Here is a 16993-nt window from a genome sequence, read left to right on the forward strand (position 1 = left end):
ATTTAAAGCCTCATTTCTGACTATCGTATTTTTCTGACCTCATGATTTTTCGGATTTCTCCTATATAGTAAAGAGATCCGAAGCTACAAACTATACCGTCTTCTCCTGCCTCTTCTAAGGCTAGATCAATTGCTTCCTCAAACCCCTGACTAGCCTTGACTATCTGATTTTTATCAGCTAAACGAAGAGCTAAATCTTCTGCCTTCATTGCCCTTGGATTACCAGGAGTGACTGTGATAAAAGAATGCATAACTGGAGAAACCCTCTCAATTATTTGATCAACATCTTTGTCTTTTAAAATACCAAGAATGGCTATTATTTTTTTATTATGAAAATACTTCGTTAAATTATCCACTAAAGCATTAATACTGTCAATATTATGGGCGCCATCAATGACGACAATTGGATTTTGGTGAATAATTTCAAATCGACCTGGCCATGTTGTTTCGGCTAAACCTAACCTAAGTGCATTTTCATCAATATGAATTTCATTTTCATTAAGGAGCTGCACCGCTTCTAACACAACAGCCGCATTTTTAAGTTGATGTTCACCTAATAATGTGATTTTTATATCTTTTAATGATTTATAATCAAATGACTGTCCACTTAAGTCTGCTGATATGTTCGTTATTTGGGAAAAGTCTGGTTGAAAAACTGGACTATTTTTCTCATGAGCAACACGGTAAATGACATCTTCCGCCTCTTTTTCTTGTGAATATAAAAGTACCGGAGTATTTTCTTTAATGATTCCAGCTTTTTCGCCAGCAATTTCAGTCAAAGTGGAGCCTAAAAATGCTTGATGATCGTAACTAATCGAAGTAATAATGGATAGTAATGGGTATTCAATTACATTCGTGGAATCAAGTCTTCCCCCTAATCCAACCTCAAGTACTACCATATCACATTGTTGTTCGTAAAAATATTGAAAAGCAATTGCCGTCATGATTTCAAACTCTGTCGTAGGTATTTGTTCTTCCTCTATTTTATTCTTAATCATTTCCGTTATTTTCGCTAGAGAATCATCTGAAATATCTTCTTGATTTACTTTAATTCGTTCATTAAATCGTTCAATATACGGTGAGGTAAATAGTCCTGTCTTATAGCCAGCCTTTCCTAAAATATGTGAAAGGTAGGATGCGACAGAGCCTTTACCATTCGTTCCCGCTATATGAACAAACTTTAACTTCTTTTCCGGATTTCCTAAAGCGTTCATTAATGAGCGAATATGATCTAAACCTAGACTCATTCTACTATACTTTGGACTATGAATATATTGTAATGCTTCCTCATAATTCATGCGATTTAAGCTCCTTTATGTCCTGCTCATTCTCTAAATTAGAATATCCTTTTATTATAAGGCATGGATACATATTTCGACAAAGAAACCTAATTTGTAACAAAAATCAAATAATACTATCTTTTTTTACTGTTTCAAATTATAATATTCTCATGTTTATATCACACTTTGGGAGGAAAGAATTTGAAGCAATTATTCGTTGTTTTATTCACTGTATTCTTAATAACTTTTATTCCCGTTTCAACATTTGCAATGAAAGCAAATGACCCACAATTTGAAGCATTTCTAAAGAAAATTGGTTGGGATAAACAGGACTACCTAGATTATCTTAAAAGCAAAGATTGGGATTTAGATTATTTTGATTCTGGCGATGAATTAGGTACACCACTAACCGAAAAAGATGTTCAATCTGTGCTTAAAAAATTCAATTTAACTCGTGAAGAATTGAATACCTTATTAATAGAATTTGGTGACTTGGAAAAAGGGCAAGACGTGTTACAAGGGGAATTGATTATTTTCGCGGAAGATTTGCATGATTATGTAAAACATTATTTAGACGATTACACCCTTATAAATGAGAAAAACCTTCAAGACCTATTAACATCCTATGAAATTGCATCCAAACAGGAATTGGAAAATATTTTAGTTCAGTTTGACGATTCCCTTGAAAATTATAAGTATCTTGAGAATTTAGAATCCATTGTAGACCTATATCTTTATGAGTTATCACTAACACCCATCAATGATACAAACTTCCAAGAGCTTCTTAAGCGTTATGGATTTAATTCAAAAGAAGAATTAGAAACATTTTTAAATGATCACGGAGATTCAATGGAATATTTCAAGTATATGGAGGAATTAGAGGATGCTATTTCCTTTTATCAGGACGAAGTTGAATTTGATGAAATATACCCTGATTTACCGGATATAGGTTTATCTGATGCGGAAATCGGAAAACTTCTGGAACACTTTCTTCGTTTAGATATAGAGGATTCTGCATTTTTGGATAAGCTTTTGGAACTTCAGGATCAATTAGCATCATTTGAAAGTTTAGAAAATGTCGATAAACTTTCTAAAAGCCAAATCATTGAATTTAAACAGATTTATCAGCAACTTTTAGAACTCTTCCAAATTGATATCAAGTATTATCTCGTAAAGGATAACGAGAAAAAGCCGGTCTCCTTTGATGCTTTAATGACAATGTATAGTACAGATGGGTATGACCTGCTATTAGAAATTTATAACAAAAACGGGGAATTACTAGCGGATTTATTGTTATACTCTGATTTATTTGATTTCCAAAAAATAATAGAAGAAGCAAAGGATGAAATCGAACAAGTAGAAAGTATTATGGTTGGAACAAAAAATGAGAAAAAGGATACAGAAAATGATGTAGAAAAGGAAAAGAATAAAAAGAAGAGTGAAGTGGTGAAAGAAACGAATGAAGTAGAAAAGGTAACAAGCGATAAAACCACCGACCGTGCAGAACAACCAGAACCCTCCGTTGTTGATAAAGCAGATGGTGAGGAATTACCAAAAACCGCTTCTCCTATTTTTAATATGTTGTTCTTTGGTTCCGTCCTTTTAATAACAGGTATTATTGTCTATCGTCGTTATGTGAAAATAAGTAGGGGCTAATCCCCTACTTATTTATTATAAAATATCATTTATGTTTTGTTGTGCCTCTTGCACTTGTTGACGTACATCGTGTAATTCTTCAAATGCTTGTTGGAATTGTGAATTCTGTGTAGCTTCTGTTCCAGCTTGTCTTTGTAAATTTCTTAACGTTTGTTCAGCACTCTTTAACTGTTGTTCCGCTTGTTCCAACACTTCCATGTCTTGTCCTTGAGCTTGGATTACTGCTTCTTGTGCAGCGTTTACTAGCGCACTTGCGCGTTGTAATTCCTCATGTAAATTTTCGTATGCCATCTTATGTACCTCCATTCCTTTTTATCAGTAATATGTCTTCATTTCCCTATTTTTATTCGAGCTGATGTATGTATTTTGAATGGTAAAGCACATTTATGCGTAAACTAACTAGGAATGATTGGAAAGGAGAGTGCTATGATGGGACGTGGAAAAGCTTTTAACCATAAAAAGAAGGGTAATCCAAATAGCTTCCCTGATCATAATATGGTGGAAAAAAAAGAACATAGCCGACAATTTGAACAGCAAGAAGATATTGTCACACACGAGGCCTTTAAAAACCGACCAAAAGCAGATGAAATGCCATAAAGAAAACTTCCATAAGTGTGGGTTTTCCTTCATCCCCCACTTATGGTTATCGCACTTATCAGACCTTTACGGGCAGTTGATCTCCCACCTACCTTCTTTGTTCCCTAGAAGCTTGAGGTGGGGTACTTACTTTTCGTTTAGGAGGAATAAAAATTACTTTTTCTTGATAATAACGATTTTTTTCATTTTTCCTTTGAATGCGGTATCCGCAATGGACAGTAGTAATGCTCCCAGAATTTCTGTCCAAATAGGAACTGTGATTTCAACCATCATTTCATCTATTATAAAGATAGCTAGCCACAAGGCAATCGTAATTAAAATGAATTTCATTCCAATAAATCTTTTCTTCGTTTTTAAATAAGGGCCGAAAATAATAAGAGATAACTTAGCAATTAACTTAGTAAAATAACTTAAAATGAAAAAGAAGATAAGAAATAAAAGTAAATAATATAATGAATCATATTCCACATTAAATATATAAAAAAAGCCTGCAAACCCCAAAAAATATGTACCAATACCCAATAATAAGGAACCAATTATAACTAAACCTAATAGCGCTATAGCAATTAAGTTTCCACCAAAAATTTTAAATCCACGAAAGAAACCATTTTTCTTCATCTAAACATCCTAACATTTTACACATTCATATTTTCCTTTATTTTCAATTTCATATTTATCGTATGTATCGTATGACCGTTAAAGTCCTCTTCAGTTTCACTTATTTTTTCAAAACCTTTTGCTTGATAAAATCTCATACCAACCAAATTATTTTTTTCCACATTTAGTTGGATTTCCTTTATGTCATCTAATATTTTTACACCCTCTTTTAAAAAAGCAGAACCTATGCCATAGCCCTGGAATTCTGGATAAATGTAAAGGGCCCCAAGTTGAGTCGAACCTTCTGAGGACACGTAGGAATAATTAGCAAATCCTACAATTTTACCATGAACTTCAGCCACTAACATCATCGAATATTTCAATCTACGTTTTAATATTTTATAACTGTAAGCTCTCTTCAAAAAATTATTTTGAATCTCATGTGGGATAATTCCTTCATATGTACTATTCCAACTCACCTTTGCAACGCGCTGCACTTGTGGAATATCCTTTTTTTTCATTAACCGAATAGTATAATCCACCATTAATCACCCTTTTAATTAGTGAAATATAACAGTTTTAAACATTATAACACTTTTATTCTGTTTTTAGGAACTTGGTATTCTCTTTAGGTTGGAGAATGCCAAGTTTCTCTTAAATCATTTTGTTTTCATCCGCACACCTCGTATTCCCTCTTAATATACTGCATTAGATGCGAAACAAGGAGGTGTAAAACGTCAGATGAAGAAGTATTTTGCTTTCACCCTTTGGGGATTAACTACCTTCTTCGCACTCACTTTCCTAATCATTTATATTCTTTTTGCACCAACAAAAAACGAAGAAATTGGGAATGATGACAGGAAACCTTCAGAACTAACGTTGGTTGAGGAGGATAATAATGAAGAATCTTCCGATGATGAACAGTCCAATAAGAATGATAATCAAGATAAAGAAGAATTCCATCAGTGAAGGTTTTCCTTCGTCTCCCGCTGCTGGTTAGTCGCACTTATCGGACCCTTATTTTCAAGAGGAAATAATGGAATATTTATGGCAGGAGTAAGGGGTTACCTTATTCCTCATTTTGCTTGAATCAACCGTTACCCCCAATAATCCGGATCTTTCATTCTAATCTCTTCCACAATATCTTCTAAATCCATAGGAGTTATCAAATCGACTTGATATCCCTCTTTTTCCTTTGCTATATCATATAGGTATTTATTGCTGCCCGGATTGTCTTCGTCCATTAGAATGATGCACCCATCACTTTTTTCTACTAACCATTTATTTTTTGCTTGGAATTGATATGGTCCTTTATAATCTCCTTTATATAATGGTTGGAAAAAGTCGACTATAAAAGTTAATTCTTGATATTTCTCCTTAAGAGGATCTGGCCAGCGTTTTTCTTGATTTTCAAATGGTGGAATCAAAGCAATATTTATATCATGATTTTCTTTAAGATCTAGTACAACTTCGGCAGTCCACATTTCCACACCCAATTGTCCGGTAATAATAACCCATTCTAATCCTTGTTCGATAAAGCTAGTTAAACGCTTCTCGATTGCAGCCTTAATAAAAGCTACTCGTGGATCATTTTCTTTGAAAATACCAAGCTCCGTGGATTTATATCCTGATACGACTAAACTTTTCATATGTAAGTCCTCCCCATAAATACCGCCATTATAAGATTAAAAAGAAAAGCTAGCAACTAATAGCTAGCCTTTCTTAAAAATCATTTATCTTTTACATCCGCAATGATGGGGGTGGTGCTTTCCATGTCCATGGTACTTTCCATGTCCATAGCCTGGGTCAAATGCTCCCATTACTCCTGGTCCCGGGCCAAATCCTGGGCCGGTAGGAGCTCCCATTACTCCCGGTCCTGGACCAAATCCTGGGCCAGTAGATGCTCCCATTACTCCTGGTCCTGGGCCTGGAACTTCATAAGATGGTCCTTCAATGTCAACACTATTTGTTACATTGTGAAAAGAAGTGGAGTGTGGAAACTCGTGAATATTCTTAACTGTATGATGGTTGATTACATTTGTGTGAGATGGATGAATATGTTTTACACAACTTTCTGAACAAGTATGCACGTTATTAACTTTAGTCGGATAAACACATATTGGACATCCACAATGTGGTCCATGATGACGTCTCATATACATTCCCCTTTCTAGTTTCAATACACTAATAACCTATGTCATCTGTATTGGTTGTGTATAAACGAGTACCCATTTTTTAATAAAGTTTAATAAATCTAGGCATTTGCCTCTTTTTAAATTTACTACTATTTCCATTGAAAAAAAATGAAACCTGTCATACGATAGAAACGTATTAAATGCAGAACGAAAAAGGAGGTGAATACAGATGTTACTCGAATTATTAAATGAACTTTTAAATGACTTATCACCATTTTATCTTTATTTAAGTTTAGTTATTTCCAACTTTCATCTAGGATTTCTTCAATTTGGATTACAATATCGCAGCTTTGAAAACCAAATCTACATTCGCAAGTGTCACAATGTTCAATTTCGTTTATTGCCAAAACTAAAAATAACACCGCGGATTATAGAATTAAGAACTTGGATATGTACAATTACGAAGAAAACCGAATCGGTAGATGATTCCGAAGCTCCTTCCCTTTCTGTCAACATAATGATAAAAAGACAAGGAGGAAAAAAATGGAATCAAAATCTGTATTCACTTTCTTTAAAAAATATAGCATTCTTTTAGGGGCTCTCTCCCTTTTGTTACTTTCAGGATGTCAAAGTGCAACATTTGAACCGATTAACGCTAATTCTACTGGTTTTTTCGATCATAACTTTGTTTATCCCTTTTCATTACTTATTAAAGGAATAGCAGGATTCTTTAATGACAACTATGGATTATCTATTATAATCATCACATTGGTTATTCGCTTATTATTAATGCCATTTATTTTGAAACAAACGAAAAACAGTGTACAGATGAAAGAAAAAATGGAGAAAATCAAACCTGAGCTTAATGCATTACAAGAAAAATACAAAGATAAAAAAGATGTGGAATCAAAAACTAAAATGCAACAAGAAATGATGGAGCTTTATCAGAAGCATAATATGAATCCTTTAGCTTCTTTGGGTGGTTGTTTACCAATCATGATTCAATTTCCTATACTAATTGCTTTTTATTATGCTATTCGCCGAACTCCGGAAATTGCCACTCATTCTTTTCTCTGGTTTGATTTAGGACAAAGTGATATGGTAATGACTATTTTAGCTGTGGTCATTTATTTTATTCAATTTAAAGTTTCTCAAATTGGTATGGATCCAAAGCTTAAACAACAAATGGCTATAATGGGACTTATGTCTCCGATTATGATTGGGGTTATTTCGTTATCAGCACCAGCTGCATTACCTCTCTACTGGACTGTCGGTGGACTATTTATGATTGTTCAAACCATTATTTCAAGAAAAATTTATGCATCTGCTTCTAATTCTACAGAAAGCAAATAATTTAAGAAAACTTCCATCGTTCTAAGGATGGAAGTTTTTTGTTACATATCGTGATTAGGATTATGTTTTTGTCTTGAATGATTTGCGTTTTTAGCCTTTTTCGAACCGCTTAGTGGCTCACCATATCCCTGTTGTGGACTTTGTGGTAGACGAGGGCGTTCTTGTTGTTTTGGTCCTTTTGGATTTACCATTTATACTCCTCCTTTCACTTATTTTATTGTTTGAGGATATTTAAGTAATTATGCAGGGTAAACAAATAGCTAATCATTTCAAGAGGTAACTTGGAAATCTTTAATAAACTATTGTGATATCGGCACTCATCACGGGTTATCAGCGCACTTTCTGGGATATCAGTATTCATTCTTTCCAGGATATCAGCACGCTTTCCTAGATATCAGCATGCTTTCCTAGATATCAGCATTTATTCCAAGATATCAGCACGCTTTCCAGGATATCAGCATGCTTTCCTAGATATCAGCATTTGTTCCAAGATATCAGCACGCTTTCCAGGATATCAGCATGCTACTTATAAAAATTAAAAAACAGGCAAAAACCATCTATTAGGTTTTTGCCTGTTTTACTTATTTCGTATATTCTTCAGTAAGTACGTTAACGATTTGTTTCTTACGAGATACAACGCCTTTAAGAAGCGCGCGATTATTGTTATCTAACGTTACACCATATCCAGATTCGACTTTACCTTTTCCTTCTCCAAGAGCAAGTACTTCAGAATCATTTTCTAGAATATCGGTTACAACGAACAGGAATAAATCCAGCCCTTTATCATTAATAATTTTATTAATTTCTGTTTCTATTTCTGCTTGATTTTCATAAACTTTTGCTGTATTAACAGCATTTACTTGAGCAACTTCAACTTTCGCATTACCCATTGTGAATTCTTTTGCATCCATTGTTACAAGTTCTAAGGCAGATTTATCACTTAAATCAGCGCCTGCTTGAAGCATTTCAAGACCATACTGTTCTAAATTAACTCCGGCAATTTCTGCAAGTTCATGAGCAGCATCTACATCTTGCTGTGTGCATGTTGGTGATTTTAATAGCAAAGAATCTGAAATAATAGCGGATAATAAAAGTCCAGCAACTTCTTTGGAAACCTCTATATTATTTTCTTTGTACATTTTATTTAAAATCGTTGCCGTACAGCCAACTGGTTCACCTCGGAAAATCAAAGGCTCTTTTGTTTCAAAATTGGAAACACGGTGATGATCAATGACTTCCTTGATTTTTGCATTTTCGATGTTATCCGCACTTTGTTGGAATTCATTGTGGTCGACTAAGATAACTTCTTGTCCGTCGTCCACACTTTCAATTAATGCGGGTGCATCCACTTTAAAGTAATCTAATGCAAATTGTGTTTCTTTATTAACTTGTCCAAGCCGCACAGCTTCAACATCTTCGCCAATCTTTCCTTTTAAATCGGCATAGGAAAGTGCAGAACATATCGTATCGGTATCTGGATTTTTATGTCCAAAAATAAGTGTTTTTGCCATAGTTATTTCTCCTTTTATGTATATGCTTGTCACAATTAAAATATTTTCATGATTCCTTACAAATTTTATCATAAGGCGATTTGTACTTCAATATTAGGAAGTTACATCCGTACCATTTTACTTTTCATTTTTTTCTTTTTATAGTTATAAAGAAGACTACCGTCAATGGGGATTTCCTTCATTTCCCACTGATGGTTAGTCGGACCTTTACGGGCGGTTGAGCTCACATACCTCCTTTGTTTCCCCAGAAGCTTGTGGCGGGATAAAGAAAGAACAAAAAGAAACGAGATGTTATAAATGAATCAATATATTGTCATTGGTGCTGGAATATTAGGCGCTAGTACTGCGTATTACTTAGCAAAAAACGGTGCAAAAGTAACGGTAATCGATAGAAAGGACATTGGACAAGCCACAGATGCTGCTGCTGGAATGATTTGTCCTTGGGTTTCTCAACGAAGAAACAAAGCATGGTATAACCTTGCAAAGGGTGGTGCAAAACTTTACCCCAAACTAGTAAAGGAATTGGAAAAGGATGGAGAAACTGAGACAGGTTATTCCCAAGTTGGTGCTATTAGTATCCATACCGATGAGAAAAAGCTTTTTGGCATGAAGGAACGAGCATTAAAACGTCGGGAAACAGCCCCGGAAATCGGTGAAATCACTATACTTGATGAAACTAAAACAAAAGAATTATTCCCATTGCTCGCTGAGGGATTTCAATCCGTTCATATTGCTGGCGGAGCTAGAGTAGATGGTAGAGCTATGAGAGATTCACTCATCCGTGGAGCAAAAAGGTATGGTGCCACAGTGATTTTTGGAGATGCCAAATTAATAGCAAATGGAGAAAAAGTAGTGGGGGCTTCCGTTGGAAATGATATGTTTGAAGCTGATAAAGTTATCGCTACTTCAGGAGCATGGATGAATGAACTATTAGAACCTTTGGGTGTCCAATTTGATGTAGTTCCTCAAAAAGGGCAAATCCTTCACGTGAAAATGCCGAATATGGATACTTCGAATTGGCCCGTAGTTATGCCACCAACGAATAAATATATATTATCCTTTGATGACCATATCGTCTTAGGTAGTACTCATGAGAACAAATCGGGATTTAATTCTGAAAAAACAGCCGGTGGTTTATACGACATTTTATCTAATGTTTTAGAAATCGCCCCTACCTTGAGTAATAGTACTATTCTAGAATCAAGAGTTGGTTTTCGCCCATTCACGCCAGGATTTTTACCTGTAATTGGCAATTTACCTGGTTTTGAAGGATTATTGTTAGCTAATGGGCTAGGCTCATCGGGATTAACTACCGGTCCTTTTGTAGGAAAACAATTAGCAAATTTAGCATTGGGTAATGAAATTGAAATAGCTATTACTGATTACCCCGTGAGCGGTGCTTTAATTAACTAAGCTATTCATACATGATGAAAGTTACATTTAAAATTTGGCATTCGCTTAACACCTTAGCGAATGCCTGTAATTCATTTATGCAGCAAGAATATGTCAAGCTTTCTAACCCAGAAAAACACTTTCTTCCAAATTCTTTATTAAAAAAAGGATCAAGCAACAAGGCTTAATCCTTTTAGACACCGTGCAATATGAAATTCAATAAAAATAAACCTGAGATAATATATAGCGGGATGGAAACTTGGGATGCTTTTCCAACTACTAATTTTGCAATTGGATAGGCAATAAATCCAAATGCGATTCCATCCGCAATACTATACGTAAAAGGAATCATAATGATAATAAAAAAAGCTGGGATTACTTCTGATAAATCATCGAAATTAATACTTTTCACATTTTGTAGCATTAAACCACCAATAATAATTAGAATTGGTGCAATTGCACTACTCGGTATAATGGTTACAAACGGAATAAAGAAAATCGACAATAAAAATAACAGGCCTGTTACAATAGACGTAATTCCCGTCCTTCCTCCTGCAGTAATTCCGGCTGCAGTTTCCACTGTTGAAACAGTAGGACTAGAACCAAATATACCGCTTAGAACAGCAGAAATTGAGGTAACCCGAAAGGCTTTACCATATTTTTCATGTTGATTTAGCTGTCCTAACTGTCCACTAATCAATCCAATATTTTCAAAGACAAGTACCATTGTTAAGGAAAACACAGCAATCCAAAACGTGGTGGATGCTATATTTCCAAATGACATCGCACCAAATACAGATCCATAATCACCAGAAGAACTTCCAAAGCCGTTCTTTAATGAACTCATATCCACAAGCCCGAACATCCAAGCAATTATTGTTCCAACAAAAATAGTGATTAAGAAGTTGGCTGGAATATTTCGTAAAAATAAAATAACAGCAAGAATCAGCGTTAGGATAAACGCAAGCACTGTGGGACTACTTATGTCGCCTAAACTAATTAAAGAATGTTCACCTCTAACAACCAATTGACTTTTTTCTAATCCAAGCAAGGCTAAAAATAATCCTAAACCAACACTAATAGAATCCTTCAACGAACTAGGAATTGCGGTGGTGAGTATATCGGACAGTGGGGTAAAGGCAATGATAACAAATAATAATCCAGCAATAAATACTACTGCCAGCGCTTCTTGCCATGTTAGGCCCATGGAATGGACAAAGGTATAAGAGAACATTGCATTGACACCCATACCCGGGACAAGGATAAGGGGCAAATTCCCCCATATCCCCATAATTAAACACCCCGCTACACAAGTAAGGATAGTTGCCCAAACCGCAGCCTGCATTGGTATACCTGCATCTGCTAAAATAGTTGAATTGACAGCAATAATATATACAATTGTAAAGAATGAAACGAAACCAGCAAGAATCTCTTGTTTCATCGTGGTTCCTTTTTCAGAAAGATTTGTGAGGTTTTTTATCTTTTCTTTCATTTTACTTCCTTCTTTATTAATCTCCCTCACCCACCCAGTCTTTTATTACAATTTGTTAAAAAGACCAAAAATGATTTACCTTTTAATCCATTCGATTTATAGACGTTCCACTACACCTTTTACTAAGTTTAAAAAATCTTCCTTCGCTTTTTCTGTAGTTTCAATAACCTCTTCATGGCTAAGTGGTTGGTCTAAAATACCTGCAGCCATGTTCGTAATACAAGAAATACCAATAACGTTCATTCCAGCGTGACGAGCAACAATAACTTCTGGTACTGTTGACATCCCAACTGCGTCTCCGCCGACTTTTTCTAGCATACGTACTTCTGCCGGTGTTTCATAGCTCGGTCCACTATTCCAAACGTAGACTCCTTCTTTTAGTGTAATGTTCAAATCCTTAGCAACTTCACGTACAAGTTCCTGTAAAGAAGGTGTATAAGCAGTTGACATATCAGGAAAACGTACACCTAATTTACTGTCATTTGGACCGATTAATGGATTTGCTCCTACATTATTAATATGGTCATTAATTAACATTAAATCCCCAGGAGTAAAGCTTTGGTTTACACCACCAGCAGCATTCGTTACGACAAGCATTTCAATACCCAAGGCTTTCATTACACGAACAGGGAAAGTTACCTCATCTAGAGGATATCCTTCATAGTAATGAAAACGTCCTTGCATAGCTAATACCGTAACACCTTTTAATTCTCCGACCACCAATTGTCCAGCATGACCTTCCACTGTCGATACTGGAAATCCAGGAATCATTTCATATTTAATTTTTACCGGATTGTTTATTTCATCTGCCAATACCCCTAAACCTGAGCCTAAAATAAGGCCAACTTTGGGTTTTGAGGAAATTTTTTCTTCTATAAAAGTTTTTGCACGTTCGATTTTACTCATACCCATCCTCCTTCAAATTTCGTTCAAAAAGCTTTTTCCATGTTGTGGACTTTTAACTTGGAAATTTTCCGCAATGGTCTCACCAATATCCGCAAACGTATTTCTTATTGGTAATGATTTTCCTTCCGTAACTCCTTTATGATGTATAAGTAATGGAACGTATTCTCTCGTGTGGTCTGTCCCGTGATGGATAGGATCGTTCCCATGGTCTGCAGTAATGATCAATAAGTCGTCTTCTTTTAGGTTTCTCAATACTTCGGGTAATCTTGCATCATATTCTTCTAATGCTTTTCCATAACCCTGTGGATCACGACGATGGCCATATTTCGCATCAAAATCTACTAAATTCAAAAAACTTAATCCAGTAAAATTCATGTCCATTGTTTCTAGTAATTTATCCATACCATCCATGTTTGATACTGTTCTTAGTGACTTGGTTACCCCTTCGCCATCATAAATATCAGAAATTTTTCCAATTGCGATGACATCATAATCCGCATCTTTTAACTCATTCATAACTGTACGACCAAACGGTTTTAATGCATAGTCGTGTCGGTTTGGTGTACGTTCAAAATGACCTGACTCTCCGACAAATGGGCGAGCAATAACACGTCCGACCATATATTCGGGATCATTTAATAATTCACGAGCATATTGACAAATATCGTAAAGTTCTTCTAATGGAACAACCTCTTCATGAGCGGCAATTTGTAAAACTGAATCAGCTGAAGTATAGACGATTAGGCTTCCAGTTTTCATATGTTCTTCACCTAACTCGTCTAAGATTGCCGTTCCTGATGCTGGTTTATTTCCAATAACCTTTCGACCGGTCTCTTCCTCAAGCTTATTAATAATTGCATCCGGGAATCCATCGGGAAAAGTTCTAAAAGGGGTATCAATTTGAAGCCCCATAATTTCCCAGTGTCCTGTCATCGTATCTTTTCCTGCTGAGGCTTCCTGCATTTTTGTATAATGTGCAAGAGGTTTATCTGCTGGTTTTATGCCTTTTAATTCACGAATATTACTTAATCCAAGGGCACCCATATTTTGCATGTTTAACCCATTCATATGTTCTGCAATATGACCTAAAGTATCCGCTCCTTTATCATTGTACTTCTCTGCGTCAGGGGACTCTCCAATACCGACTGAATCCATGACAATTAGGAATACTCGTTTAAAAGGTGATGTTTTACTCATACCTCTAGTTCCTCCTTTATAATCTAGCTTTATTGTAAGACGTCCAACCTCTAAAGGTCAATAGAAGGGGTCCAAAAATTTTGGACCCCTTTAAGCTGGTTTAGAAAATTAAAAAATCTGCTGCATGTGGATAATTATTCAGAAATAACATCGTATACTAATGGATTGCTATCCACCGGTTCGCTCGAAATCGAATAGGATTCATATATTTTCCCAATTACTTCCGCTACATCTTCCCGATTACTGTAAATGGTTACTAGTGAATCACCTTTTCGAACCTGATCCCCGACTTTTTTATTTAAAACAAGACCTACTGCCAAGTCGATTTGAGATTCTTTTGTCACACGACCTGCGCCCAGAAGGCTTGCTGCGATTCCTATTTCGTTCGCGATAATTTCTGAAATATATCCATCCTGTTTAGCTTCCACTTCAAATGTGTGGGCTGCGGTTGGCAATTTTTCAGGTTGATCGATAATCGATGGATCTCCACCTTGTGCTGCAACAAAGGTTTTAAATGTTTCAATGGCTTTACCAGATTCCATGGCATCCACTAATTTTTCTCGTGCTTCTTCTACTGTTTCTGCTTTTCCTCCTAGACAAACCATTCGGCTTCCTAATGTTAAGCATAACTCTTCCAAATCTTTCGGACCTTTACCTTTTAACGTATCAATGGCTTCTTTCACTTCTAAGGCATTTCCGATGGCAAATCCTAATGGTTGATTCATATCGGAAATAACGGCAATGGTTTTGCGACCAGCCCCATTACCAATCTCAACCATAGCTTTTGCCAATTCCTTTGCACTGTCAAGATCTTTCATAAAAGCCCCTGAACCTGTTTTTACATCAAGTACGATTGCATCGGCACCTGAGGCTATTTTCTTACTCATAATCGAACTTGCAATGAGTGGGATGGAATCTACTGTCGCTGTTACATCACGAAGTCCATATAGTTTTTTATCTGCAGGAGTTAAATTTCCACTTTGACCTACAACAGCAATCTTATTCTTGTTAACTAATTCATTAAATGTTTTACTATCCATTTCTACTTGAAATCCTTTAATGGATTCCAGTTTATCGATGGTACCGCCCGTATGTCCTAATCCGCGGCCAGACATTTTGGCTACAGGGACACCGATAGAAGCTACAAGTGGTGCAAGGATAAGTGTTGTTGTATCACCTACCCCTCCCGTACTATGTTTATCCACTTTAATACCGTCAATATCAGATAAATCAATTTGATCTCCTGACTCTACCATTGCCATCGTTAAATGGACTCGTTCTTCTGGAGTCATATCTTGATAAAAGATAGCCATTGCTAATGCGGACATTTGATAATCCGGTATATCCCCTTTTGTATAACCCTGAACCGCAAAATCGATCTCTTCCTTCGTTAACGAATGTCCATCACGTTTTTTCTCAATAATATCTATCATTCTCATCATAGTCACCCTTTCCTTCAGGCTATCGATGTTTCTCAAATTTTTTCGGATTTATATTTATTTAAAAGAACATACCTGCTATTGCTGCACTTAGTAGGGAGGCCAATGCTCCGGCCAATACTGCTTTCAATCCCATTTTAGCAATATCATTTCTACGACTTGGTGCTATACCACCTAATCCCCCTAATAGGATTGCCATGGAGCTCAAGTTTGCAAATCCACATAAAGCGAAACTTACAACAAGTGTCGTTTTATCTGATAATACTCCAATTTCCGGCGCAAAGGAGGCATATGCTACAAATTCATTAACTACCAATTTTTGCCCAATAAAACCGCCAGCTTGTATTGCTTCTGACCATGGTACACCTACAGCAAAAGCAATTGGAGCAAATAAAAATCCTAAAATTTGTTCTAGCGTAATTCCACCGAAGATCCCTAAAATCCCATTAATTAGGGCAATAAGTGCAATGAATGCTAATAACATAGCACCTACATTCAATGCCAATTTCAGACCGTCCGACGCACCTTTTGCAGCTGCATCAATGACATTGACTGTTTCTGTATCTTTTTCCAATTGAATATCATCCGAAATCTTCGCTTCTTCTGTTTCCGGCATCATCACTTTCGCCATAATCAATCCTGCTGGTGCCGCCATGAAACTTGCAGCAAGTAAATACTCTAGTGGTACTCCTAATAAAGAATATCCTACCAATACTGAACCAGCAACAGATGCCAGTCCACCAGTCATGACAGCAAATAACTCAGATTTTGTCATTTTCTCTAAAAATGGTCTTATTACAAGTGGCGCCTCTGTTTGCCCAACAAAAATATTAGCTGCAGCCGACATGGATTCGGTCTTACTTGTTCCTAGTAATTTAGATAGTGCACCACCAATAATTTTAATAAACCATTGCATAATACCAAGATAATATAAAACAGAAATTAATGCTGAAAAGAAAATAATAATTGGTAATACGTGAAAAGCAAATATAGAGCCAAACTGATCACTATCCGCTAATGATCCAAATAAAAAGCTAATTCCTTCATTAGCAAAATTAATAACATCTTGAACCCTTAACGTAAACCATTGAAGGCCTTCCTTTCCCGCTTCCCATTTTAATACAATAAATGCAAATGCAACTTGAATAACTAAACCACCAATTATGGTTCTCGGTTTAATCGCTTTCTTTTTATTGGAAAAAAGAAAGGCTATTCCTAAAACAACAACCACTCCCATGATACCCCACAGGATATTCATATAACACTCTCCTCTTTCGATTATTGGATATTTTATTTTTTCCTAAAATAGATAGAACGTCCAACATAAAACCTACACTGTAATCCCTTTCATATTGATTACAATTCCATTGTAAGGTTAGACGTCCAACAAGTCAATTGTTTTTTAAAATATTGTCGAATATTGTTGTGGATTTTACGAT

At 35.8% G+C, this 16993-nt stretch carries 19 protein-coding genes; 6 read left to right on the forward strand and 13 right to left on the reverse strand.

From position 1 onward, the window contains the following. Positions 1-10: 10 nt before the first annotated feature. Positions 11-1297, reverse strand: coding sequence for a bifunctional folylpolyglutamate synthase/dihydrofolate synthase (locus ACFQ18_RS12315; protein WP_204798415.1), 1287 nt, complete (start codon positions 1295-1297; stop codon positions 11-13). Positions 1298-1480: 183 nt separating this feature from the next. On the opposite strand from ACFQ18_RS12315, the gene ACFQ18_RS12320 reads away from it, so the two are divergent. Next, complete coding sequence (locus tag ACFQ18_RS12320; RefSeq protein ID WP_204798416.1) at positions 1481-2935, forward strand: processed acidic surface protein; 1455 nt, start codon at positions 1481-1483, stop codon at positions 2933-2935. Positions 2936-2950: 15 nt separating this feature from the next. Here ACFQ18_RS12320 and ACFQ18_RS12325 read toward each other — a convergent pair whose 3' ends face one another. Next, the gene (locus ACFQ18_RS12325) at positions 2951-3226 is read right to left on the reverse strand and encodes a hypothetical protein (protein ID WP_204798417.1); all 276 of its coding nucleotides are present in this window, start codon (positions 3224-3226) and stop codon (positions 2951-2953) included. Positions 3227-3364: 138 nt separating this feature from the next. Between ACFQ18_RS12325 and ACFQ18_RS12330 the strand changes: the two genes are divergently transcribed. Next, a complete protein-coding gene (locus tag ACFQ18_RS12330) occupies positions 3365-3532 on the forward strand; it encodes a hypothetical protein (RefSeq protein WP_204798418.1) in 168 nt (55 codons plus the stop codon). A 153-nt stretch (positions 3533-3685) separates the two neighbouring features. On the opposite strand, the gene ACFQ18_RS12335 is transcribed toward ACFQ18_RS12330, so the two are convergent. Next, positions 3686-4150 (reverse strand): YrvL family regulatory protein, encoded by a 465-nt coding sequence (locus ACFQ18_RS12335; RefSeq protein ID WP_204798419.1) that lies wholly within the window; start codon positions 4148-4150, stop codon positions 3686-3688. A gap of 17 nt (positions 4151-4167) precedes the next feature. After that, entirely contained in the window at positions 4168-4671 is a 504-nt protein-coding gene (locus ACFQ18_RS12340; RefSeq protein ID WP_186301048.1) for a GNAT family N-acetyltransferase, read from the reverse strand. A 199-nt stretch (positions 4672-4870) separates the two neighbouring features. Between ACFQ18_RS12340 and ACFQ18_RS12345 the strand changes: the two genes are divergently transcribed. Then, the gene (locus ACFQ18_RS12345) at positions 4871-5098 is read left to right on the forward strand and encodes a hypothetical protein (RefSeq protein WP_047184256.1); all 228 of its coding nucleotides are present in this window, start codon (positions 4871-4873) and stop codon (positions 5096-5098) included. Between the two features lie 128 nt (positions 5099-5226). Here the strand turns inward: ACFQ18_RS12345 and ACFQ18_RS12350 are convergent, their stop codons facing one another. Together ACFQ18_RS12350 and ACFQ18_RS12355 are read right to left on the reverse strand one after the other, a co-directional pair. Continuing rightward, a complete protein-coding gene (locus tag ACFQ18_RS12350) occupies positions 5227-5778 on the reverse strand; it encodes an SLOG family protein (RefSeq protein ID WP_047184255.1) in 552 nt (183 codons plus the stop codon). An 84-nt stretch (positions 5779-5862) separates the two neighbouring features. Further along, positions 5863-6285, reverse strand: a complete 423-nt coding sequence (locus ACFQ18_RS12355; RefSeq protein ID WP_204798420.1) for a CotD family spore coat protein — start codon at positions 6283-6285, stop codon at positions 5863-5865. Positions 6286-6493: 208 nt separating this feature from the next. Between ACFQ18_RS12355 and ACFQ18_RS12360 the strand changes: the two genes are divergently transcribed. Both ACFQ18_RS12360 and yidC read left to right on the forward strand, forming a co-directional pair. Continuing rightward, a complete protein-coding gene (locus ACFQ18_RS12360) occupies positions 6494-6859 on the forward strand; it encodes a hypothetical protein (protein WP_047184253.1) in 366 nt (121 codons plus the stop codon). Then, complete coding sequence (yidC, locus tag ACFQ18_RS12365; RefSeq protein WP_047184252.1) at positions 6808-7617, forward strand: membrane protein insertase YidC; 810 nt, start codon at positions 6808-6810, stop codon at positions 7615-7617. Before ACFQ18_RS12360 ends, yidC begins: the two co-directional genes overlap by 52 nt. Positions 7618-7658: 41 nt before the next feature. On the opposite strand, the gene ACFQ18_RS12370 is transcribed toward yidC, so the two are convergent. Both ACFQ18_RS12370 and ACFQ18_RS12375 read right to left on the reverse strand, forming a co-directional pair. Then, positions 7659-7808 carry a small acid-soluble spore protein P gene (locus tag ACFQ18_RS12370; protein WP_047184251.1) on the reverse strand — a complete coding sequence of 50 codons (150 nt, stop codon included), beginning with the start codon at positions 7806-7808 and terminating at the stop codon, positions 7659-7661. A 390-nt stretch (positions 7809-8198) separates the two neighbouring features. Then, entirely contained in the window at positions 8199-9128 is a 930-nt protein-coding gene (locus ACFQ18_RS12375) for a manganese-dependent inorganic pyrophosphatase (RefSeq protein WP_204798421.1), read from the reverse strand. 297 nt (positions 9129-9425) lie between these two features. On the opposite strand from ACFQ18_RS12375, the gene ACFQ18_RS12380 reads away from it, so the two are divergent. After that, positions 9426-10541 carry an NAD(P)/FAD-dependent oxidoreductase gene (locus ACFQ18_RS12380; protein ID WP_047184249.1) on the forward strand — a complete coding sequence of 372 codons (1116 nt, stop codon included), beginning with the start codon at positions 9426-9428 and terminating at the stop codon, positions 10539-10541. A 172-nt stretch (positions 10542-10713) separates the two neighbouring features. Here ACFQ18_RS12380 and ACFQ18_RS12385 read toward each other — a convergent pair whose 3' ends face one another. The 5 genes from ACFQ18_RS12385 to ACFQ18_RS12405 all read right to left on the reverse strand — a co-directional run bounded on the left by ACFQ18_RS12385 (position 10714) and on the right by ACFQ18_RS12405 (position 16812). Further along, the gene (locus tag ACFQ18_RS12385; RefSeq protein ID WP_047184248.1) at positions 10714-12012 is read right to left on the reverse strand and encodes an NCS2 family permease; all 1299 of its coding nucleotides are present in this window, start codon (positions 12010-12012) and stop codon (positions 10714-10716) included. Positions 12013-12108: 96 nt separating this feature from the next. Then, entirely contained in the window at positions 12109-12924 is an 816-nt protein-coding gene (locus tag ACFQ18_RS12390) for a purine-nucleoside phosphorylase (RefSeq protein WP_047184247.1), read from the reverse strand. A 6-nt stretch (positions 12925-12930) separates the two neighbouring features. After that, positions 12931-14115 (reverse strand): phosphopentomutase, encoded by a 1185-nt coding sequence (deoB, locus tag ACFQ18_RS12395; protein ID WP_047184246.1) that lies wholly within the window; start codon positions 14113-14115, stop codon positions 12931-12933. 134 nt (positions 14116-14249) lie between these two features. Then, a complete protein-coding gene (locus ACFQ18_RS12400) occupies positions 14250-15554 on the reverse strand; it encodes a pyrimidine-nucleoside phosphorylase (protein ID WP_204798422.1) in 1305 nt (434 codons plus the stop codon). A 61-nt stretch (positions 15555-15615) separates the two neighbouring features. Next, the gene (locus tag ACFQ18_RS12405) at positions 15616-16812 is read right to left on the reverse strand and encodes a NupC/NupG family nucleoside CNT transporter (protein WP_047184244.1); all 1197 of its coding nucleotides are present in this window, start codon (positions 16810-16812) and stop codon (positions 15616-15618) included. Positions 16813-16993: the final 181 nt, after the last annotated feature.

The organism is Oceanobacillus caeni, assembly GCF_042678465.1.
Taxonomy (GTDB): Bacteria; Bacillota; Bacilli; order Bacillales; family Amphibacillaceae; genus Oceanobacillus; species Oceanobacillus caeni.